A 23,263-nucleotide genomic window follows, 5' to 3' on the forward strand; every position below is an offset into this window, starting at 1 on the left:
ATCAAAATCTTATCCTCGGCGTGCGTCCATTAGGATTAAATAATGCGCCATTGTTACTACCAATAATGACGATTTCACCTTCTTTAAGTCCCGATTTGATTTCCACATTGATATTATTATTGATACCTAGACTGACTTCTCGTTCTTCAACATTATTATGTTGATCAAGTAGATAAATAATCGCTTTATTATCTGCTAAATTTTTTTGAACAGCTTGGGATGGAATAGTCAGTACATTTTTCGCTTCAGCTAACACAATATATACTTGAGCTGTCATTGAAATACGTAAAAGATGATCAGGGTTATCAACATCAAATAAACCATTGTAGTAAATTGCACTTTTGGTGGTAGATGATGCGCTTAACGTAGAGTTTTCAGTATTAATTGAGTCAGGTGCAGGCTCAATCGATCTTAATGTTAATCCCTCAAACCGCTTGTTTGGTTGTCCTAATATAGTGAAATAAACGGGCATACCTTTTTTAACACCAATAACATCGGCTTCCGAAATTTGTGCTTCAATGGTCATTTTATCCAATTGAGCGACTTTAACGATAGTCGGAGCACTTTGTACCGAGTTTACCGTTTGCCCTTGGTCGACAGGAATGGCAACAATAACACCATCAATTGGTGAGCGTATTTTGGTATAACCTAAATTAACTTTTGCAGTATCAACTGCCACTTGAGCGCTAACAATATCTGCATCAAGCGCTGCAATATCAGCTTTGATTGCATCAAGATCGGCTTTTGCTGAATCTAAATCTGATTGGACACCAACCCCTTTTTTAACCAGTTTTAATTGGCGTTCATAAGTTAGTTGATAGTTAACTAATTTTGCTTGCTTAGATGTACGCTGAGCTTCCAAGCTGTTTAATTTTGCTTCAGATTGTTTGAGATCGTTACTTTGTTTAAGATCATCAATCTCAGCAATCATATCTCCCTGCTTAACTTCATCGCCAAGTTCAACATACAATTTTTTGATTTGTCCAGAAACTTGTGCACCAACACTAACTTGTTTAAAAGCGCTTATAGTGCCATCAGCAAGAACCGTTTTCTCAACATTTCCTTTCGTTACTGGCGACGTAATATAATTAACGGCAGGCTCTGAAGGAAAAAAAATTAATTTTCCTAAATAAAGCACAACTAAAGTGGCAATAAAGATAACGATATATTTGAATCTAAAGAATTTTGCCAATTTTTCATCCTTTCGTTTTTGTTATTTTTTGAGCATTGTATCGTATTAATTTCATTTGCAATGATAACTAAAGATAATAAATTGTAATTTTTATGAAAATTTTTAACTGTATTAAAGATATTTCTGAATTGATAGAAAAATCACCTTTCTTTCAATATGTACTTAAAAATTTAATTATAAATATCATTAGATAATCATACATAGGAATACCTGTTTATTGCACAGAAAAAGTAGGCAATTCCTTATTAACTTACTAATGGAAATTAGTGAAGCTTTGAGACATTCCTTCGTTCAATTTACTAATAAAACTATTTGCGCGTCAAGCTGATAAGTTTCTAAAATAATTTAAAATTTTAATAACTTTTTAAGTGGATAATCTGATTAGGAACACTTATTTTGATATGCATTAGGCTTTAATTTCCAAATTTATGCAATTTTAGACCTTCAAAAACCCCGTTCCTCAAAATTTTTTGCAAAAGTTTTGTCAATACTTAATGTAAATGTAGATCCGTATTAGGATTTATTTAGTATTGCGTTATAATGGCGCAAATTTTTTATTCGTTAAAGATATTGTAGCAATGGCGTTAAAAATAACTGATAAGTGTATTAATTGTGATATGTGTGAACCTGAATGTCCAAATGAGGCCATTTCAATGGGGTTCGATACTTATGAGATTGATCCAAATAAATGCACTGAGTGTGTCGGTTATTATGATCATTCTACCTGTCAACGCGTCTGTCCAATTCAAAATGCGATTATTGCTGATCCAGAGCATGTCGAAACCCAAGAAGAGTTATTAGAAAAATTTAAGCAACTAACACATGCTTCTTAATCAGTTGTTTTAACTTCTATACGTAACTCTTTGGGAATTTCAAAAGTAATATTTTCTGAAATACCTTCGGTTTCAATCATTGATGTGCAACCTAAACTTTTTAGATGCTCAATAACTTGTTTAACTAAAATTTCTGGGGCAGAAGCGCCAGCGGTGACACCAATAGTTTGAGCATTTTCTAACCATTTAAGATTGATGTCTGAGGCGTAGTCGATTAAGTAGGCATTTTTGCTGTTTCGTCTTGCAAGCTCTGCTAATCGACTGGAGTTTGATGAATTTTTAGATCCAACCACTAAGACAATATCGGCTTGAGATGATAACTGCTTAACTGCTTGTTGGCGGTTAGTGGTGGCGTAACAAATATCGTTTTTACGAGGGCTACGAATATTGGGAAATCGATTTTTTAACGCTTCAATGATTTCTGCGGTATCATCAACCGATAAGGTTGTTTGTGTTGTAAAACAGAGATGATTGTCATTTTTTACTTGCAAGTTTTGTACATCTTTAATTGATTCGACTAAATAGATTCCACCTGCTGGATTACTATATTGTCCCATCGTGCCATCTACTTCAATATGGCCAGCATGACCAATAAGAATAACCTCTTCACCTCGATAGCTTGCTCTGGCGACTTCCATATGAACTTTAGTTACTAAAGGGCATGTTGCATCGAATATTCGTAGCTGGCGACGTTTGGCCTCATCACGAACTGTTTTAGATACCCCATGGGCAGAAAAAATAAGGATACTGTCGTCTGGGACATCATTGAGATCTTCGATAAATATTGCGCCAAGTTCTTTAAGACGGTTAACTACGTAGCGATTATGTACAACTTCATGGCGAACATAAACAGGAGCACCAAATAGCTCAAGCGCGCGTTCAACGATAGTAATAGCTCGATCTACTCCAGCACAAAAGCCACGAGGATTAGCGAGTATAATCTGCATATTAGTCAGTCTTTTTAGCATAATTGCTTAGGATGTAAAATCCAATACCTAAACAAATCGCACAATCAGCAATATTAAAAGTTGGGTAGTGCCAATCACCAAAATTGACATCTAGAAAGTCGACAACAAATCCATGGTAAAGACGGTCAAATAGGTTTCCTAATGCACCACCTAAAATTAATGCTAATGAAAAATTTTCTAATTTTTGCTTATGGTTACTGCGATATAACATATAAACAATTACGACACTAACAGCAAAAGCTACGGCAGCAAGTATCCATCGTTGACCTTCAAAAATACTGAAAGCTGCGCCAATATTATGTACATAGGTGATAGAGAAGAAGGGTAAAAGATTTACAGATTCAAATAAGTAAAAATTATTTATAATCCAGAATTTACTTGCGATATCGATAATAAAAACTACAACCGCAAATAATAACCAGTGAAGTCCGTTATCTTTTTTCATATAATTTATGCTCATTATTATAATACCGCCGACAATCGTCGGCGGTAAGTGTTCTTAATTGCTATAAAATTATTTTTATAGCCCTATTTATTTTTATATCACTTAGGCAAAATGTCTAACTTCACCATTACCATGAATGTTTTGTTCACAACGTTTACATAAGTGAGTGGTTGGGTTGTTATCAACTGTAAAATGCCAGCAACGAGGACATTTATCGCCTTGTGCTTTAGCAAGCTCAATTTTAAGACCTTGAATATCACTTTGTACCGCATGTTGTGGTGCATTTTCTAAAGGTTTCACCGTCGCTTGTGAAGTCAGTAATACAAAGCGTAATTCGTTTTCTAATTTAGCGAGAGCCGTTGCTATTTCGCTATTAGCATAAAGGGTTACCGCTGCTTCAAGTGATCCCCCGATAACTTTATCATTACGGCCTTGTTCTAAAACTTTATTGACTTCACTTCGAATAGCTAAGATTTGAGCCCAATAAGCACTGTTTAATGTTTCACTATCTGATAAGGTAAATAGCAAGGTATACCATTCATCTTCAAATACAAATTCAGATTTTTCAGAAGCAGGTAGATATTGCCAAATTTCATCAGCAGTGAATGATAAAACTGGTGCAATCCAACGAACCATTGCTTGAGCGATATGATATAACGCAGTTTGACAACTATGGCGCGCAACACTATCGCTTTTTGCTGTATATTGACGATCTTTGATAATATCTAAATAGAATGAGCCCATTTCGATTGAGCAAAATTGCATAATACGTTGTACGACTCTATGGAAATCGTAGTTTTCATAAGCTTGAATGATTTGCTCTTGAGCTTCTTTAGCTATACTGACAGCCCAACGATCAAGTACTACCATATCTTCTGGTTTAACCATATCTTTAGCTGGATCGAAACCATTTAAGTTAGCCAGTAAGAAGCGTGCGGTATTACGAATACGACGGTAGCTATCGGCTGCACGTTTAATGATTTCATCTGAATAACTCATTTCGCCTGAATAATCAGTCGATGCAATCCACAAACGTAAAATATCTGCCCCAAGTTTATTCATCACTTCTTGTGGGGTCACAATGTTACCAAGTGATTTAGACATCTTACGTCCTTGTCCATCGACCACAAAACCGTGAGTTAATACTTGTTTATACGGTGCTTTGTTATCAATTGCCGTTGATAGCATTAATGAAGACATAAACCAACCACGATGCTGATCTGAACCTTCTAAGTACATATCGGCTTCGTGCCCTGCAAATTCAGGACGCACGCCAACCACTGAGTAGAATGTTGAGCCTGAATCAAACCATACATCTAGTGTATCGGGCACTTTACGATAATCATCAGCATCAGGACCTAATAAATCTTTAATATCGGCATCCCACCATGCTTGAATACCGTTTTGTTCAACCAATTTAGCCACTTTCTCAACTAGTTGTAGTGTGTCTGGATGTAACTCTTCAGTTTCTTTATGCACAAATAGCGTCATAGGCACGCCCCATGTGCGTTGACGTGAAATACACCAATCAGGACGGTTCGCTACCATAGTTTCAATTCGAGCTTGTCCCCAATCTGGAATCCAACGAACTTGTTTGATCTCTTTTAGTGATCGAGCTCGTAAACCTTGTTTATCCATACTGATAAACCATTGTGGTGTTGCACGGTAGATAACAGGCGTTTTATGTCGCCAGCAACAAGGATAGCTATGTTCAATATTTTCAAAGTGTAGTAAAGCATTGCGTTCTTTTAATAGTTCAACTACCACTTTATTGGCTTTGAAAACAAACAAACCATCTAAACCAACGCCTGTTCCAGGTAAATAACAGCCATTGCCACCAACAGGGTTAGCAACTTCAAGCCCATATTTTTGACCAACTAAAAAGTCTTCAACACCGTGACCAGGCGCAGTGTGCACTGCACCTGTACCTGCGTCAACTGTCACATGTTCACCAAGTACAATTGGTTCATCAAACTCAAGGAAAGGATGTTTAAAGCGTAATAGCTCAAGCGCATCACCTTTACAGCTGCCAAGTACTTTCCATTCTGAAATTTCGGCACGTTTCATGACTGATTCGACCAGATCAGCGGCTAAAATTAAGCATTCTTTATCGTTTATTTGTACTAGTTGATACTCAAATTCAGCATTTAAGGCAATACCTCGGCTGGCAGGTAATGTCCAAGGTGTTGTCGTCCAAATCACGGCATAAATAGTTAGGTCGGTATTAACACCAAATTTACTTGCAACAGCTTGGTTATCTACGGCTTTGAATTTTACATCTATTGCGGGCGATGATTTATCATAATATTCGACTTCAGCTTCCGCTAAAGCTGACATACAATCTGTACACCAATAAACTGGTTTAGCACCTTTGACTAAATGCCCATTTTGAATCACTCTACCTAAAGCACGAATAATATTCGCTTCAGTATCATAGTCCATTGTACGGTATGGATTTTGCCAATCCCCAAGCACACCCATGCGAATAAAATCAGCTTTTTGTAATTCAACTTGTGAAGCAGCATAATCACGACAAATTTGGCGAAACTCAGCTGGTGTTACTTTTACACCTGGTTTACCGACTTGCTCCTCGACTTTTTGCTCAATCGGCAAACCATGACAATCCCATCCTGGAATATATGGGGAGTCATAACCACTTAAGCCTTTTGATTTGATAATAATGTCTTTAATAATTTTATTAACGGCATGACCAATATGAAGTTTTCCGTTTGCATAAGGAGGGCCATCATGCAGAATAAAAGCTTTTTTGCCTTTTTTGCCTTGACGGATTTTGCGATAAAGTTCTTTATCGTACCAATTTTGCAACATCGCCGGTTCACGTTTAGCAAGATCACCTCGCATAGGGAATCCGGTTTCCGGTAAATTCAATGTGTTTTTATAGTCTGTCATGCTGATTTATTCCAGTTAATTTTTGTTGAAACTACTTTTTAATTGGTTAATTTTGCACTGATCTGTTTCGCAGTGCAAACATCTTGTGCAATTTGTTGTTTTAAATCGGTTAGCGAATCAAATTTTTTCTCGTCGCGTAACTTATGAACGAATATAACGTCTAAATATTGTCCATAAATATCACCTGAAAAGTCAAATAGATTAACCTCTAAAATAGCCTTTTTGCCTTCAATGGTTGGTCTTATACCGATATTGGCAATGCCATGATAATGCTGATTACTACAACAGTTTTTGACTTTTACAAAATAGACGCCTTGTAAAGCGGGTTTTTTTCGATTTAAATGAATATTGGCTGTCGGAAATCCTAATTGTCTGGCTAACGCATAGCCATGAACCACTTTCCCTTCAATGGCGTAATTACGGCCTAAAAGGCAATGAGCCAATTTAAAATCACTATTAAATAATGCCTCACGAACAGCCGTACTGCTGATCCTTAAATCATTCCAAACAAACGTAGGCATACTCTCAACTACAAATTGATTGTTATGAGTATATTGTTGTAAAAGATTAATATCACCTTTACGCTCACGACCAAATCGGAAATCATCACCAATAACAATATATTTAGCTTGTAATTTGTTTATCAACCAATCTTGAATAAAATCTGGGGCTAACATATTGGCAAAGGTTTGGGTAAATGGCACCGCAATAATATAGTCGATACCCAATTTTTTAATTAATTCCACTTTTTCTTTAAAAGACGTTAACCTAGCGGGAGCATTTTGTTTGCAAAAAAACTCTAAAGGTTGAGGCTCAAATAACATAACCACTGTTGGTAAGTTTAATTTCTTACTTTGTTTTATTAAATGGTTAATTAATTGTTGGTGTCCTAAATGCACGCCATCAAAGTTGCCCAATGTAAGTACACATTGAGTAAATTGATTGTTTAAATTATCAATACCGCGAATGATCTTCATGAAAGCGTGCTATTAATTGTGATGTTTTAACTAAAATAGCTGTGAATTATACCAATCTTTCTTAAAGATGCACGTAATATAAAGTTGATTTGTATTTGATTTTGGGATTTTGATGAATAATCAATTCCCATACGACTGTCACAAAAATCCACTGAATTTAGATTGTTACCAAAAAATCCGACAATAAGCCAGTTCTTTTGCCCGTTTTTTATATTCAGCTTGTTGCTCATTAGGAATAAAAAATCGGTTTTTTTCTATCTCTTCGCACTCTTTTACATCGCGTTTAATGTGCTCTGCTTCTTCTTTTGAAATTCGAAAGAAATGGGTATTAAATATACCGATTTTTGTATCATCATCCATAGTTACTTTGTTTTCTAAACCAAAATTTCTTTCTGATGGATAAGCCAGTCCGTCGAAATAGTCTTGTGATTTTGTGAGTTTTCGCATTGCAATGGTTTGGCCATTACCATAAACGTAGTTTTCATTGATAAAGTAATTGTCTCCTTGTTTACTTATTTCAACAAGATTGGCGATCGACGCCGTATGTTTATAATCCGGACCACCTTCAACCCAAAAACCAATAAATTTATCATTATGATTAGATTCCTGTTCAGAACAGGCTGTAATAAACAGTATCATAAACATGAGTGATAAATATTTCATTCAATATCCTTATATTATTAGTGATTTAATGCGCGTAAAAACTCTTGTCGGGTACTTGGATTAGTTTTAAATCCTCCCCCTAATGCGGTCGTGGTTGTTAAACTATTGGAATCTTTAATACCACGTGCTTTAACACAATAGTGAGTTGCATCAATTGAAACAGCAACATTAACTGTTCCTAATAGCGTCTGTAGTGCCACCAAAATTTGTTGAGTTAATCTTTCTTGCACTTGCGGGCGCTGTGAAAAGAATTCAACAATTCGATTGATTTTCGATAAACCAATCACTTTATCTTTAGGGATATAAGAAACGGTGGCTTTACCGTCAATGGTCACAAAATGGTGCTCACAAACACTGGTTAAAGTAATATCACGAACGGTAATCATTTCATCAACCTGCATTTTGTTTTCAATCAGGGTGATTTTGGGAAAGTTATGATAGTTAAGTCCGGAAAAAATCTCATCAACATACATTTTTGCAACGCGATGTGGAGTTTCAGCAAGGCTATCATCACTCAAATCAAGTTCCATAAGTTTCATGATTTCTCGGAAATGTGCTTCTATTTTTGCTTTCCGTTCGCTATTGTCCATAGGTAAACGACATGATGGGGTTTCAAGATTTTTAGCTGCTAGTGCTTTTTTGACCTCTTGTGCTGCAGGACTTAATTCTGTCATTTATTTGATACTCAGACGAAAATAGATATCAGTATTATATAATAGTGATATAGGGATATACAGTATTTTTAATTAATCAATTTGACTTAAAGATCGATGCGATCTCGAATATTTTTACACTATATTATCGGTGTTCACAAGAATATTGTTACTAATTAGGTTATACTACTAATAACAGTATTAAATAACATTTGGGTAACTATTAATGCCAAATAATACGCCAATTATTTTGATTGATGGCTCTTCTTATCTTTATCGTGCTTTTTTTGCATGTCCTCCATTAACTAATTCCAAAGGTGAGCCAACAGGGGCTATTTTTGGTGTAGTCAATATGATACGCAGTCTAATGAATCAATATGATCCCACTCATATTGCTGTCGTTTTTGATGCGAGTGGCGGATCTTTCCGTAATGAACTTTATAGCGAGTATAAAGCAACTCGAGCAGAAATGCCCGAAAATTTACGACCTCAAATTGAACCAATTCATACTATTTTAAAAGCGATGGGATTACCACTGCTTTGCGTAGATGGTGTTGAGGCTGATGATGTGATAGGCACATTGGCTAGACAAGCAGAAAAAGAAAACCTTGAGGTACTAATCAGTACTGGTGACAAAGATATGGCACAATTAGTCAGTGATAAAATCACACTAATAAATACCATGAATAACACAATTCTTGATCCAGAAGGTGTTATGAAAAAATTTGGTGTGCCGCCAGAAAAAATGATTGATTATTTAGCACTAAGAGGTGATACGTCTGATAATATTCCTGGTGTTCCGGGAATTGGAGAAAAAACGGCACTAAATTTATTAACGCATTTTGAAAGTTTAAATGATATTTATAGCCATTTGGATGAAATTCAAAAATTGCCTATTCGTGGTGCTAAATCATTGAAAAGTAAATTGACTGATCATAAAAAAGAAGCTGACCTTTGTTATTTATTGGCAACAATTAAAACGGATGTTCCATTAGATTTTACGACGGAACAATTGCTTATAGGTGATATTGATGCAACTAAATTAGTTGAATTGTTTGCTTATTATGATTTCCATCGTTGGCAAAAAGAATTAATCGCTGGTAACTTTTTAAATCAGCAAAGTCAAATTCCTGTTGAAATTGCAGGGGAATCGCCCTCAATTGACCAAGAAGAGCTAGAGACTGAAGTACACGAAAAGGATTATCAATGTATTTTAACCAATACACAATTAGATGAATGGATTGCAACATTAACTAGTTGCGAAGCCTTTGCATTTGATACGGAAACGGATAATGTCGATCATTTCCATGCTAAGCTTGTTGGGATATCGCTAAGTGTTACTCCAAATCAAGCTGCTTATATTCCTCTAGCTCATCAGTACCTAGATGTTCCAGAACAGCTACCGCTTAATGATGTATTGGCAAAATTAAAACCAATATTAGAGAATCCTCAAATCAAAAAAATCGTCCAAAATGCCAAATTTGACTACAGTGTATTAGCCAATTATGGCATTCAAGTGCAAGGTATCGCTTATGACACCATGTTAGAGTCCTATGTATTAAATAGCACTCAACGACATGACATGGATAGTATGGCAAAACGCTATTTGAAATATAAAACGATTACTTATGATGAATTAACTAAAGTCGGTAGAAAGCAATCAAGTATTGATACTATTGATGTTGAAAAAACAACTCAATATGCAGCAGAAGATGCCGATATTACTCTTCAATTACATCAAATATTATGGCCACAGCTAGAAAAAAATGAAAAACTGACTAAGTTATATTCAGACATTGAAATGCCACTAGCAATTATTTTAGCTGACATGGAAAGAACAGGGGTTCTTGTTGATGCTGAACAGTTAAAAGCGTATTCAAAAGAACTTAGCAAAATATTAAAGGATACTGAAGAAGAGTTACAATTCCTTGCGGGTGAAAAATTTAATCCGGGTTCACCAAAACAAATTCAAGCAATTTTATTTGATAAACACCAATTACCCGTGCTCAAAAAAACACCTAAAGGTGATCCTTCAACCAGTGAAGAAGTATTAAATGAATTAGCAAATACATATGTATTACCTCGTAAAATTTTATATTACCGTGGTTTAGCCAAATTAAAAAATACTTATACAGATAAACTACCGTTGATGATTAGCCCAATCGATCACCGAATTCATACCAATTACAACCAAATTGGTACTGTAACAGGACGATTATCATCAAACGACCCTAATTTACAAAATATTCCTGTTCGAACCGAGGAAGGTCGCCGTATTCGCCAAGCATTTATCGCCCCAAAAGGTTATAAAATTATTTCGGCTGATTATTCACAAATTGAGCTACGTATTATGGCGCATTTATCGCAGGATAAAAGTTTGTTAAATGCTTTTGCCCATGATAAAGACATTCATCGGGTAACCGCGAGTGAAATTCTAAGTAAACCCGAGCCAGAAGTTACCGCTGAAGAGCGAAGAAGAGCTAAAGCTGTAAATTTTGGATTAATTTATGGCATGAGTGCTTTTGGGTTATCTAAACAAATTAATATTCCTCGTAAAGAAGCAAAATTCTACATTGACCGTTATTTTGAGCGTTATCCTGGTGTACAAGTGTATATGGACAGAATTCGTCAACAAGCATCCGAGCAAGGCTACGTTGAAACCTTATCAGGAAGACGATTATATTTACCCAAAATAACCTCATCTAGAGTTAATGAAAAACGAGGTGCAGAGCGTGCTGCAATTAACGGACCAATGCAAGGTACAGCCGCTGATATTATTAAAATAGCTATGATCAAAATGAGTGAATGGATTAAAACCCAGTCTAACGGTAATATCAGAATGTTAATGCAAGTACACGATGAACTTGTATTTGAGGTTAAAGAAGAGCTTGTTAATGAATATAGTAAATCAATTAAATCTATCATGGAAAATTGTTATCAACTTTCAGTACCATTAAAAGTGGATGTTGGTATTGGTAATAATTGGGATGAAGCGCATTAATCGCTTTGATAATTTATATTTTTATACTCGATTATATATTGAGTAACTACTTAAATTAGTTGCTAATTTTGTCTATTACTGACGGCTTGCTGAAACCTTTTGACGTGTTAAAATAAGCAACTAAATTGAACTTATTGCAATTGCCTTTCCTATTTTATGGAAAGCGGTTAAATAAAAAGAGCATGAGTGACAAATTGACATTTTAGGGCTCTTTATTAATAGGATTATTTCATGAAAATTAAAACCCGTTTTGCGCCAAGCCCAACAGGTTACTTACATGTTGGTGGTGCACGTACTGCGCTTTATTCTTGGCTTTATACCCGCCATGCGCATGGCGCCTTTGTATTGCGTATTGAAGATACCGACCTTGAACGTTCAACACCTGAAGCGATTGACGCGATTATGGAAGGTATGAATTGGTTAAAATTATCATGGGATGAAGGCCCATATTTTCAAACTAAACGTTTTGATCGTTATAATCAAGTTATTGACGAAATGTTAGCCAATAAAACGGCTTATCGTTGTTATTGCTCAAAAGAGCGCTTAGAAAAATTGCGCGAAGAGCAAATGGCAAAAGGCGAAAAAGCGCGTTATGACGGTCATTGTCGTTGTGATGAAGTGCAAAAACAGCATTCACACACCGAACCACATGTTGTTCGTTTTGCTAATCCGATTGATGGCGTTGTTATTTTTAACGATTTAATTCGTGGTCCGATTGAAATTGCCAATAAAGAGCTTGATGACTTAATCATTCGTCGCACTGATGGTTCTCCAACTTATAACTTTTGCGTCGTTGTTGATGATTGGGATATGGAAATTACCCATGTTATTCGTGGTGAAGATCATATTAATAATACGCCTCGCCAAATTAATATTTTAAAAGCACTAGGCGCACCATTACCTGAATATGGTCATGTATCAATGATTTTAGGTGACGATGGACAAAAACTCTCTAAACGTCATGGCGCAGTGAGTGTGATGCAATACCGTGATGATGGTTATCTGCCAGAAGCCTTGCTTAACTATTTAGTTCGTCTAGGCTGGTCTCATGGCGATCAAGAGATATTTTCAGTACCAGAAATGATTGATTTCTTTTCATTAGATGCAGTAAGTAAATCTGCCAGTGCATTTAATACTGAAAAATTACTTTGGTTAAATCATCATTATATTAACCATTTAGATGCTGATTATGTTGCACAGCATTTAGTTTGGCATATAAATCAGCAAGGTTATGATTTAACACAAGGTCCTGATTTAATTACTATAGTGAAACTATTTGGTGAACGTTGTAAAACATTGAAAGAAATGGCTGAGTCATGTACTTATTGCTATCAAGATTTTGATGAGTTTGATGCTGATGCAGCTAAAAAACATTTACGACCTGTTGCAAAAGAACCTTTAGAGCTAATCAAAGCTAAAATTGCAGCAATTTCAGATTTTGATTGGCAAATTGATAAAATTCATCATGCTATTGAGGCAACAGCCACCGAGCTTGAAGTCGGGATGGGTAAAGTAGGTATGCCACTTCGTGTTGCAGTGACGGGAATTGGGCAATCGCCTTCTGTTGACGCAACTGTTTATGCTGTTGGCAAAAAACGTACATTAGCAAGAATTGACAAGGCATTGGCTTATATTGCTAACAGAGAACAAGCATAATAATCGCCGATACTATTCGGCGATCCACTTGTTGAGAGTTTATTATGGCTCGCTTAAAAAAACGTTATTGGATTCCATCTCTTATATTACTCATAATAGTGATATTAAGCTTATATGGTTGGCGATATTGGTTATCATTCAAGGATGAACATAATCTTTCTATAGATTGGCAAGGTATTGATATCGGCCTCGGCGGATTATCTTTTGATGAACTAACTATTTCACAACAGCCACAATTATCGTTAAAAGCGAGCAATGTCAAACTATCGTTGTCAACCTTTACGGCAAAAAGTATTGATATTTACTGGTCCGATTCAACTGAAAAATCAGGCTTGCCAAAGGTGACCGATACACCAGAGCTCAATCAATCTTCTCCTAATTCTTCCACTGTATCGACTATCATTTATTGGCTTCCAAACAACATCAATGTCGACTCTTTAACATTTTATCAACAAAAAAAAGAGTTAGTTAACCTGAAGGTTCAGGCCACTAAAGATCAAAATACAATACAACTTAATCTATCAAGTAATAATCAACACACATTAACTGCAAACCTTTCGTTTGATCAGTTAAATTCTTGCTTCGAAATCAAAGAGGGTGTCTTGACGACTTCCTTGAATCAATTTGGAATAGAAAAAGGTAATCTGACTTTACCATTTACTGGGGTTTTAACTAGCGATAAAGTTATTTTAAAGAGTTCAGACAACGCTTTTTTTAATATTGAAAAAGCGAAATTTTCAGATGACTTAATTGTTAAACCATTAGCAGGAAAGCTAATCTTTGAAGTAACCATACCTATTTCGCTTGAATCGAAACAAATTAATGCAAAATCAACATTAACAATTACTAAATTTGATGGGATATTTAAAGCAAGTGAATTTAAATCCGCAGTTGGCAACATCGATATTTCGTTTAATAACAATCAATTTACTATTTCAACGCCAGCATTAACTATTCAACAAGTTAATATTGGTGTTAATTTCGAGAAAATTAGATTAGCAGGGAGTTATTCAGCATCGCTAAATGCACTGAATAAAGGGCTAGTGAAATGGACGAAAGCGCAAGCCGCTATTTTTTCTGGTTTAGTTTTTCTTGATCAAGGGCAATTGAATTTAGCTAAATTACCCCAACAATTTAATTTAAGGCTAAAAAAGATACAATTGAAAGATATCTTGGCTAAATATCCTGCTGACGGTTTAGCAGGAAATGGCGCAATTGATGGCACATTGCCAATAACATTATTGCCGTCCAGTAAAAAAGGAACAGCTTTTAATGAAGTCGTCATAAAAAACGGTCAGTTAGTTACTGTTAATGAGGGATATTTACAGTTTGAAAATACGGCACTTAAAAATTATGCCCAAGCTAATCCGAATATGAAAATTCTCACTGATATAATCAAAAATTTTCATTATACTAAGTTGTCGGGTATGGTGAGTTATCAAAATGAAATTGCTAAATTGGGACTAAATATTCAAGGTAATAACCGTGATGTTGAAAACGGTAAAGCGGTGAATTTGAATATAAATCTTGAAGAAAATATTGCAAAACTATTAATAAGTTTGCAACTTTCCGATCAAATTAACGAACCTATTCGCAAACGTATTGAAGCGTATTTAAAAAGGAAATCTTGATAGATAAGAGGTTATTCTATGATTAAAACTATTATTACAATTATAGCGTGTAGTGCTGTACTAATGGGTTGTACGCCAACGGTGAAAGTGCAAGCACCAAATGAACCAATTAATATCAATTTGAATGTTAAGATTGATCACGAAATTAATATCAAAGTGGACAAAGCACTAGATAATATTATTAATAAATCAGGTTTATATTAAATTGCTAATATTATCCGTAATGAGTGCATAAAAACGACTTTTATAGCAAAACATTTAAATCTCAACCGTTTTTACATATTCAATTCATCTTAAAATGATGTATTTAATAAGGAGTCTGTTATGAATAAAAAAGCGATAGTAGCATTATTATCAATCTTATTAGCTTTGCCGGTTTTTGCTTTAAATTTAGATCAAGCCATTAATTCATTAGCTCAAGCAAAAGCAAATGGTTTAGTTGGAGAACAAACCGATGGTTATTTAGGCGTTGTAAAAAATGAAGGTAATGCAAGCGAAATTGCCCAATTAATTAACCAAGCTCGTAAGCAAGAGTACCAAAAAGTATCAGCTGAAAGTAACGTGCCTCTAGTTGAAGTTCAAAACAAAGCAGGAAGTAAAGCTCAAGAAAAAACACCTGCTGGTCAATATATCAAACAGCAAGGGCAATGGATAAAAAAATAAAAGCAATCTTTATTATAGGAAAAGTATAACGATATTGTACTTTAATTGTTAATCAATAATGTGTATCCTGTTATTTTTGTGATTTGCTTGCAATAATATTTAAAATAAATTTTATTAGTAAATAGTATCGCTATAGCGATTTTAAATGGAGAAATTCAATGTGTTCGATTTTAGGTATTCTTGATATTAAATCAGATCCGGAACAGCTACGAACAAAAGCATTAGAGCTATCAAGCCTGCAACGTCATCGTGGCCCTGATTGGTCTGGTATTTTTGCTTCTGATAAAGCGATTTTAGCTCATGAACGTCTATCAATTGTAGATGTTAATACTGGATCTCAACCGCTTTATAATAAAGATAAAACATTAGTTTTAGCGGTTAATGGCGAAATTTATAATCATCAAGAACTCCGAAATCAGTACAAAGATCGTTATGAATTCCAAACCGGATCTGACTGTGAAGTGATCTTAGCTCTATATCAAGAAAAAGGTATACACTGCCTTGATGACTTACAAGGCATGTTTGCGTTTATTCTTTATGATATTAATAAAGGCACCTATTTTATTGGTCGTGATCATATCGGTATCATTCCGATGTACATGGGACATGATGAAAACGGCACGTTTTACGTTGCATCTGAAATGAAAGCGTTGGTTCCGGTTTGTAAAACTATTGAGGCATTTCCTCCTGGAAGTTACTTATCAAGTACTGAAGGTGAAATTAAAACCTATTACAAACGTGATTGGATGGAATATGATAACGTCAAAGATAATAAGACAGATATCAATGAACTTCGTGTTGCACTAGAAGAGTCTGTTAAAAGCCATCTTATGTCAGATGTACCTTATGGTGTTTTATTATCAGGTGGACTAGATTCTTCTGTTATTTCAGCAATTACTAAAAAGTTTTCTGCTCGTCGCGTTGAAGATCATGAAAAATCAGAAGCATGGTGGCCACAATTGCACTCATTCGCGGTTGGTTTAAAAGGTGCCCCAGATCTTAAGGCTGCACAAGCAGTTGCTGATCATCTAGGTACTGTTCACCACGAAATTAACTTCACCATTCAAGAAGGTATTGATGCAATCCGTGATGTTATTTATTTTATCGAAACGTATGATGTAACAACGATTCGAGCCTCAACCCCAATGTATTTAATGGCAAGAAAAATTAAAGCAATGGGTATCAAAATGGTCCTATCAGGTGAAGGTGCTGATGAAGTATTTGGTGGATATTTGTATTTCCACAAAGCGCCAAATGCCAAAGAGTTCCATGAAGAAACTGTTCGAAAATTAGCTGCGTTACATATGTATGATTGTGCACGTGCTAATAAAGCAATGGCTGCATGGGGCGTTGAAGCGCGTGTACCTTTCTTGGATAAAAAATTCTTAGATGTGGCAATGCGTATTAATCCGAAAGATAAAATGTGTGGTAGTAACGGTAAAATGGAAAAACACATTGTTCGTGAAGCATTTGAATCTTACTTACCAGCATCAGTGGTATGGCGTCAAAAAGAACAATTCTCTGACGGTGTAGGCTACAGTTGGATCGATACCTTAAAAGAAATTGCTGAAAGCAAAATTACGGATCAACAGCTAGAAAATGCAAAATTCCGTTTCCCATACAATACGCCAACATCAAAAGAAGCGTATATGTATCGTGAGATTTTTGACGAATTATTCCCTGTTGAAAGTGCAGCACACTGTGTACCAGGTGGCCCAACCGTTGCTTGTTCAACTGCAAAAGCGATTGAATGGGATGAATCATTTAAAAATCTAAATGATCCCTCAGGCCGTGCAGCAGTTGGTGTACATAATGATGCTTATAAAAAATAGCAATCTTAAATTTTATAAAGGGCATGATTGCCCTTTTTTTATGTCTTGAACTCGTTAATGCTACATTCCTAAAGCTATATTCTTAAAGTCCTCCAGCATTATTAGTATATTTTCTGATAGAAAATAAATATCCCCTTATCAAAGCCGATTTTTATAATATTTCTTAAATATGTGATCTAAATTCATTTTTTTTTAAATCATTTTAATTATAATCAATGTTACCTGTCACATTTAAGTTAAAAAGAGGTTTATGAGCGTTAATTTTTTATAAAAAAGCAATAACGTTTATCTTTTATAAATTAGGAGTATGGAGTGGATAATTATAAAATTGCGATAATTAACTCAAGTAGTTTTGGAAAGTATTTTCCAGATCATTTAAAACGATTAGAAAAAATTGGTGAAGTAAAGCATTTTACTTTTGATAATGATATACCAGGGAAGGAATTAGCAAAGGCTTTAGAAGGTTTCAATATTTTTATTGCTAGTGTTAGACCTTTTTTTAACAAAGATTTTTTTGATAATAAAAAAGACCCTTTGTTTTTAATTTCTCGTCATGGAATAGGTTTTAATAATGTTGATGTTGTTGCTGCAAGGGAACATGGAACGATTGTAACAATTGTACCGCCTCTAGTGGAGCGAGATGCTGTAGCCGAAAATGCAGTGACTAATTTACTTGCATTAATTAGGCAAACAGTTCAGTCACAAGCTGCAGTGAAATCAAATGATTGGAAAAAAAGAGCCTCTTTTTTGGGTATCAATGTTACGGGTAAAGTTGTTGGCGTTATTGGCTGTGGGAATATTGGAAGCCGTGTGGCAGAAATTTTTAAACACGGATTTAATGCGCGCTTACTTGTTGTAGATCCAAACGTAAATAAACAATGGGCTAATCAACATAATATTGAAATTGTTGATTTAGAGTATTTGCTAAAACATGCGGATATCATTTCTCTAAATGCTTCATTAAATGAAACTAGTTATCATATCTTAAAAGATCACCAATTTTCTTTAATGAAAAAAGGCGTTTACATCACCAATACAGCTCGAGCTGAACTAATTGATGAAAATGCACTATTACACGCATTAAATGAAGGTATTGTCGCTGGTCATGCAACTGACGTAATGTATGTCGAGCCTTCATATAACGATAATCCTTTAGTTCAACACCCAAAAGTTCTTGTTACTCCACATACATCCGCTTATGCCATTGAGTGTTTGCAAGGTATGGGGGAGAAATGTGTCGAAGATGTAGAGAAATTTGTCAATAAGCAAGAATTACAATCAATTGTTTCTTAAAATTTTTTAAACATTATAAAAAAATCGAGGAGTTTATATATGCAAGAAATGCATGTAACGTTTCTTCAAGCAACCATTATTTCAATATGGGTTGCAATGGTAATGTCTCGGGGGCTGGGTGGAGCAACATTAACACTCAGATTCTCACCGATGATGACGGGGTTAATTGTTGGAATAGTCTTTAATGATATTTCAAACGCGATGATAATAACCGCAGCAATACAGTTAATTTATATGGGGGTATTTTCTCCTGGCGGACAAATGCCATCAGAACCCGCAATTGCAACTGCTGTCGCTGTACCTGTCGCATTACTCGGCGATATGCAACCAGCAGCTGCGGTGGCGGTAGCCGTACCTGTTGGTTTGTTAGGATCGTATTTATACCAATTAAGATTTTTCCTCAATACAATGATTATGAAATTAACTGAACGATATGCTGACGAAGCTAACAGTTCGGGATTAACTTTATCAATTATTATCTTACCAATCATTTGTAGTGTCGCACTCTTTTTACCATTTATGTTTGTCGCACTCTATTTTGGTGCGCCAATAATTGCAGATATCATTAAATCCAATGCTGGTGGACTTGTTTTCCATATTCTTAATGTAATTGGTGGTGGTCTTGCAGCAGTAGGTATTGCTCTGACTATTTATGTTATCGGTAAGAAAAATTACATCATTTTCTTCTTATTAGCTTACTTCATGGCCGTAATTGCAAAACCACTGAATATCACAATGGTTACCTACGCAATTGTCGGCGCTATTGTTGCGTTTATCTTTGTCCTTGCAAAGAATGAAGCGGTTAATTCTGCGGCTGAGCAACCTAGAAGTAATTCAAATAACCAAGTAGATGATGACGATTATTAATCTTTAATTGATTAATAAATTAAAAAGAGGAATTTATAATGACTGAAATCGTACAAGAAAGTATTGATCTCAAACCGGAAGCAATAACTAAAAAAGATATCACTATTGCATGGTTACGTTGGTATTATGCAAATGAAATCCCACACTCATTTGACCGCTATCTAGCCGCTTCTTTAATGTGGGGATTGATGCCAATTCTCAAAAAATTATATAAATCAAAAAGTGAGCTTTCTGCCGCTTATCAAAGACACTTATTGTTCTTTAACACTCAATTAACCTGGGGTGGCGGAACAATTTCAGGAATTATGGCGTCACTAGAAGCTGTAAGAGCAGATGAAGTTTATCAAAAGAAACCGATCAGCATTGATAACGACGTTCTCTATAATACAAAAGCTGGTTTAATGGGGGCTTTAGCCGGAATAGGTGACGCAATCGACTCTGGAACAGTGCAATATATCTTTATTGCAATTGCGCTTCCTTGGGCTCAAGAAGGCCTAGCAATTGGTGCTTTATTTCCTTTCATTGCATTTGTTATCTATCAACTTTTTGTTGGGTACTATTTTGCTCAGTTAGGATTCAAATTGGGTAGAAATGCAGCTACCGAAGTGGTTGGTAATAAAATGCAAATGGTCATTGAAGGCTTATCCATTCTAGGCCTATTCATGATGGGTATTTTAGCTGCTAACTACATAAAAGTATCATCAAGTTTGAAATTCAATTTATCCGGTAAAGAATTTGTCATCCAAGATACGTTGGATAAAATCCTACCGGGTGTATTGCCTCTTATGGTCGTGATGGGATTATATTTCTATTTTTCTAAGAAAGGGTTAAAAGTAACTCAAGCATTAGTTGGATTAACCATAATACTTGGTGTATTAGCAGCCATTGGAATTTTATAAAATTAAAAAAATATAGAGGTAAAATTATGGGAAAAGTAGTGTTAGCGCGTGTAGATAGCCGCCTTATTCATGGTCAAGTTGCAACTAATGTCTCTAAAGCAGCTGGAGCAAATGCGTTATTTGTAGCCGATGATTACTCAGCAAATGATGAATTTACTAAAAATATTATATTAGGTGCTGGGGCAAGTACAGGACACAAAATAAGAGTATTAAAAGAAGATGGCGCGGTAAGATATTGGAATGATCGCCAGTATGATGATTTTAATGTTATTTTGATAACAAAAAATATAGAAGTTATGTATAAAATCATTAAAGCGGGTGTGCCAATAACTAATCTTAATATTGGGGGTTTACCGCTAGTACCTGGAGCAACTTCAATAATTAAAGAAGTATCGATTAATAAAGAACAACTTGATTTACTAATCGATTTACAAAACAGCTTCCCTAATATGGATATCTATTTTCAAGCGACGCCTTCGTTGAAAAAAGTCACATTAAACGAAGCGATTAAGATGTTTGAATAATATAGGTATCGAAAATATGATAGGTGTTTTATTAGTTAGTCATGGCAAAATGGCTGAAGGGATTAAAGATAGTGTATCAATGATTGTTGGAGAACAAGATAAATTTGAATCACTATCACTCAATCCAGGACAAGATATTGAACAATTAAAAGATAATTTATTTGATTGTTCAAAATCTCTAGACTCAGGGCAAGGTGTCTTAATTTTTGTTGATTTATTGGGTGCCTCGCCTTATAACGCATCAATGCGATGTTTGCCAGAATGGGAAAAATTAGGTATGAATGTCCGCGTCATTACCGGTATGAACTTGCCAATGGTAATTAATGCTGTATGTAATAGAGATTCATTATCACTACTTGATTTGGCAAAAGAGTGTGTTGAAACTGGACATGAGAATATCCAAGAAGCGATTAGCAATATGGCTAATTTCTCCCAATCTCAAAATGAAGATGATTATTGATTAAACTAACATCTTCTATAGATAATATTATTTGATAATCATTATTTTAATATTATCTATTTGTTTCGCTGTTAGTGTGACTAATATCGCACTAACAGTTTTTCTAAATTAAAATAATTATTAAAAATGGATAAATTTAAAGACCTTGTACTAAGATACTGTGTCATTTTTGGCAAAAGATTTACGTCTAAAGAAAAAATCACTTTTTTAAGAGTGATATCTAAAGAACTTACTCAATTGGGCTATATAGTTGATGCTAAATTAGCAAAATTAAAGTTAGCAACAAGACGGTATGAAAATTATTACAACGCTTATATTGGTAATTTAGATCAAGCTGAATTAATCATTTGTACCTATTATGATACTGGTATTAAAAATTTTAATTTTAATAAAAAATATGCATTCACGCCTCACTTTAGTAAATTAGGCTATTTTATAAGTATTTCGCCAATTATTTTCTTATTCATCACCTCATTGGTATTAAATTACTGGGTGTTCATACCCAAAATTCAGTCGCAGGGTTTTTTTAGTATTCCCGGCGTATCGTCTATTGTTTCGACTATTTTATTATTTTTTATTATTTTGAAATACAAAAGTGGCATTCCGAATCAAAAGAATTTTGTTTGTAACTCTTCAAGTATTATTACAATTATCAATTTAATTAATAAATTAGATAAAAAAGAAAAGAAGAAAATTGCTTTTGTTTTATATGATGATGGTAATAATGGACAATATGGCCTAAAGATGCTGGAAAGCCATGCAAAACAATTGAAAAATAAAAAATTCATATTTATTGATAGCATTGGAAATGGTGATGAATTGATTTATTTAAAACCTGAAGAGTCAAATATTCATTTAGAAAATATTGTTTTTAAACAAGGAACAATGGACATCCAATTTCCAAATTACATTATGATGACATCGGGAACAATGGATAACAGTGGTAAAATTATGATAAATAACGCTTTTAGCTCAAAAGATAATAATTTATCTGAAGAAACAATAAATAAACATACCCAGTCTCTTTTAAATGTATGTAAATCATTGATAAATTCAAATAAAAATTAAAAGCTAGATTTTTTATTTTCCTTTTCAAAAAAATCACATCTACCAATTTTGTTAGTAGATGTGATGTTCTTATCAATGCTGAGATTTTGCACCAACTGGTAAAATTGTACGTCCATATTGTTCATTAAGCACTTCAGCCATCGCTAAATAAATAGCACTGGCACCGCAAATAATCCCCTCAAAACCGGCAATATGAATGATGTCATGGTTACCACAAATGTTACCAATTGCTAATAAAGCAAATAAAACAGTTAAACTTGCAAAAACAAATTGTAATACTCGATTACCTTTTAAAGTACCGATAAACATAAATGCGGTGAAAATTCCCCATAATGCCAGGAAGATACCCACAAAAGTTGCATCAGTTGGAGCGGTTGCTGGTGATGTCGGTAAATACCAAATACCAACAAGAGCGATCCAAAAGAAACCATATGAAGTAAACGCTGTAGTACCAAAAGTATTACCTTTACGAAATTCTAAAATTCCAGCGATCACCTGTGCCAACCCACCATAAAAAATACCCATTGACACAATGGCCGTCATGACAGGAAAAAAACCTGCGTTATGAATATTTAATAAAATTGTAGTCATACCAAAACCCATTAAGCCGAGAGGACCAGGGTTTGCTAATTTAGTTTGTTCCATAAAGATCCTATAAATTAATTCTCATAATAAAAAAGGCGGCAATAATAAGTGTAGAGAGGTCTATAATCAAGATTTAAGAAAAA

At 34.7% G+C, this 23,263-nt stretch carries 21 protein-coding genes; 13 read left to right on the top strand and 8 right to left on the bottom strand.

Annotated elements, in window-relative coordinates:
• Position 1: 1 nt before the first annotated feature.
• Positions 2-1,192, bottom strand: a complete 1,191-nt coding sequence (locus A9G07_RS00105) for an efflux RND transporter periplasmic adaptor subunit (protein ID WP_081303302.1) — start codon at positions 1,190-1,192, stop codon at positions 2-4.
• Positions 1,193-1,770: 578 nt separating this feature from the next.
• Between A9G07_RS00105 and A9G07_RS00110 the strand changes: the two genes are divergently transcribed.
• The gene (locus tag A9G07_RS00110) at positions 1,771-2,025 is read left to right on the top strand and encodes a YfhL family 4Fe-4S dicluster ferredoxin (protein ID WP_065733593.1); all 255 of its coding nucleotides are present in this window, start codon (positions 1,771-1,773) and stop codon (positions 2,023-2,025) included.
• Here the strand turns inward: A9G07_RS00110 and ispH are convergent.
• From ispH to folE, 6 genes are all read right to left on the bottom strand, one after another.
• Positions 2,022-2,972 carry a 4-hydroxy-3-methylbut-2-enyl diphosphate reductase gene (ispH, locus tag A9G07_RS00115; protein ID WP_065563829.1) on the bottom strand — a complete coding sequence of 317 codons (951 nt, stop codon included), beginning with the start codon at positions 2,970-2,972 and terminating at the stop codon, positions 2,022-2,024. The genes A9G07_RS00110 and ispH overlap by 4 nt on opposite strands.
• 1 nt (position 2,973) lies before the next feature.
• Positions 2,974-3,438 (bottom strand): signal peptidase II, encoded by a 465-nt coding sequence (lspA, locus tag A9G07_RS00120; protein WP_065733549.1) that lies wholly within the window; start codon positions 3,436-3,438, stop codon positions 2,974-2,976.
• A gap of 102 nt (positions 3,439-3,540) precedes the next feature.
• Positions 3,541-6,348, bottom strand: a complete 2,808-nt coding sequence (ileS, locus tag A9G07_RS00125) for an isoleucine--tRNA ligase (RefSeq protein WP_065733550.1) — start codon at positions 6,346-6,348, stop codon at positions 3,541-3,543.
• A gap of 38 nt (positions 6,349-6,386) precedes the next feature.
• The gene (ribF, locus tag A9G07_RS00130) at positions 6,387-7,325 is read right to left on the bottom strand and encodes a bifunctional riboflavin kinase/FAD synthetase (RefSeq protein ID WP_065733551.1); all 939 of its coding nucleotides are present in this window, start codon (positions 7,323-7,325) and stop codon (positions 6,387-6,389) included.
• Positions 7,326-7,490: 165 nt separating this feature from the next.
• A complete protein-coding gene (locus tag A9G07_RS00135) occupies positions 7,491-7,988 on the bottom strand; it encodes a hypothetical protein (RefSeq protein ID WP_065563825.1) in 498 nt (165 codons plus the stop codon).
• A gap of 17 nt (positions 7,989-8,005) precedes the next feature.
• A complete protein-coding gene (folE, locus tag A9G07_RS00140; RefSeq protein ID WP_065733552.1) occupies positions 8,006-8,662 on the bottom strand; it encodes a GTP cyclohydrolase I FolE in 657 nt (218 codons plus the stop codon).
• Between the two features lie 205 nt (positions 8,663-8,867).
• Here folE and polA point away from each other — a divergent pair, with 205 nt between their 5' ends.
• The 12 genes from polA (at position 8,868) to A9G07_RS00200 (ending at position 22,535) form a co-directional block, all read left to right on the top strand.
• The gene (polA, locus tag A9G07_RS00145) at positions 8,868-11,642 is read left to right on the top strand and encodes a DNA polymerase I (protein ID WP_065733553.1); all 2,775 of its coding nucleotides are present in this window, start codon (positions 8,868-8,870) and stop codon (positions 11,640-11,642) included.
• Between the two features lie 231 nt (positions 11,643-11,873).
• A complete protein-coding gene (gene gltX, locus A9G07_RS00150) occupies positions 11,874-13,298 on the top strand; it encodes a glutamate--tRNA ligase (RefSeq protein WP_065733554.1) in 1,425 nt (474 codons plus the stop codon).
• A 44-nt stretch (positions 13,299-13,342) separates the two neighbouring features.
• Positions 13,343-14,929 carry an intermembrane phospholipid transport protein YdbH family protein gene (locus A9G07_RS00155; protein WP_065733555.1) on the top strand — a complete coding sequence of 529 codons (1,587 nt, stop codon included), beginning with the start codon at positions 13,343-13,345 and terminating at the stop codon, positions 14,927-14,929.
• A gap of 18 nt (positions 14,930-14,947) precedes the next feature.
• Complete coding sequence (locus tag A9G07_RS00160; RefSeq protein ID WP_065733556.1) at positions 14,948-15,133, top strand: YnbE family lipoprotein; 186 nt, start codon at positions 14,948-14,950, stop codon at positions 15,131-15,133.
• Positions 15,134-15,253: 120 nt separating this feature from the next.
• Entirely contained in the window at positions 15,254-15,592 is a 339-nt protein-coding gene (locus A9G07_RS00165) for a YdbL family protein (protein ID WP_065733557.1), read from the top strand.
• Between the two features lie 158 nt (positions 15,593-15,750).
• Positions 15,751-17,424, top strand: coding sequence for an asparagine synthase B (gene asnB, locus A9G07_RS00170; RefSeq protein ID WP_065563818.1), 1,674 nt, complete (start codon positions 15,751-15,753; stop codon positions 17,422-17,424).
• 312 nt (positions 17,425-17,736) lie between these two features.
• A complete protein-coding gene (locus tag A9G07_RS00175) occupies positions 17,737-18,717 on the top strand; it encodes a D-isomer specific 2-hydroxyacid dehydrogenase family protein (RefSeq protein ID WP_065733558.1) in 981 nt (326 codons plus the stop codon).
• A gap of 48 nt (positions 18,718-18,765) precedes the next feature.
• The gene (locus tag A9G07_RS00180; RefSeq protein ID WP_081303305.1) at positions 18,766-19,584 is read left to right on the top strand and encodes a PTS mannose/fructose/sorbose/N-acetylgalactosamine transporter subunit IIC; all 819 of its coding nucleotides are present in this window, start codon (positions 18,766-18,768) and stop codon (positions 19,582-19,584) included.
• 38 nt (positions 19,585-19,622) lie between these two features.
• The gene (locus A9G07_RS00185; RefSeq protein ID WP_065563815.1) at positions 19,623-20,483 is read left to right on the top strand and encodes a PTS system mannose/fructose/sorbose family transporter subunit IID; all 861 of its coding nucleotides are present in this window, start codon (positions 19,623-19,625) and stop codon (positions 20,481-20,483) included.
• Positions 20,484-20,509: 26 nt separating this feature from the next.
• Positions 20,510-21,007 (top strand): PTS system mannose/fructose/N-acetylgalactosamine-transporter subunit IIB, encoded by a 498-nt coding sequence (locus A9G07_RS00190; protein ID WP_065563814.1) that lies wholly within the window; start codon positions 20,510-20,512, stop codon positions 21,005-21,007.
• A 16-nt stretch (positions 21,008-21,023) separates the two neighbouring features.
• Entirely contained in the window at positions 21,024-21,467 is a 444-nt protein-coding gene (locus tag A9G07_RS00195) for a PTS sugar transporter subunit IIA (RefSeq protein WP_065733560.1), read from the top strand.
• A gap of 126 nt (positions 21,468-21,593) precedes the next feature.
• A complete protein-coding gene (locus A9G07_RS00200; RefSeq protein ID WP_141677432.1) occupies positions 21,594-22,535 on the top strand; it encodes a hypothetical protein in 942 nt (313 codons plus the stop codon).
• A 72-nt stretch (positions 22,536-22,607) separates the two neighbouring features.
• On the opposite strand, the gene satP is transcribed toward A9G07_RS00200, so the two are convergent.
• A complete protein-coding gene (satP, locus tag A9G07_RS00205; protein ID WP_065733562.1) occupies positions 22,608-23,180 on the bottom strand; it encodes an acetate uptake transporter in 573 nt (190 codons plus the stop codon).
• Positions 23,181-23,263 lie beyond the last annotated feature (83 nt).

It is taken from the genome of Gilliamella sp. wkB72 (genome assembly GCF_001693745.1).
Classification (GTDB): domain Bacteria; phylum Pseudomonadota; class Gammaproteobacteria; order Enterobacterales; family Orbaceae; genus Gilliamella; species Gilliamella apicola_E.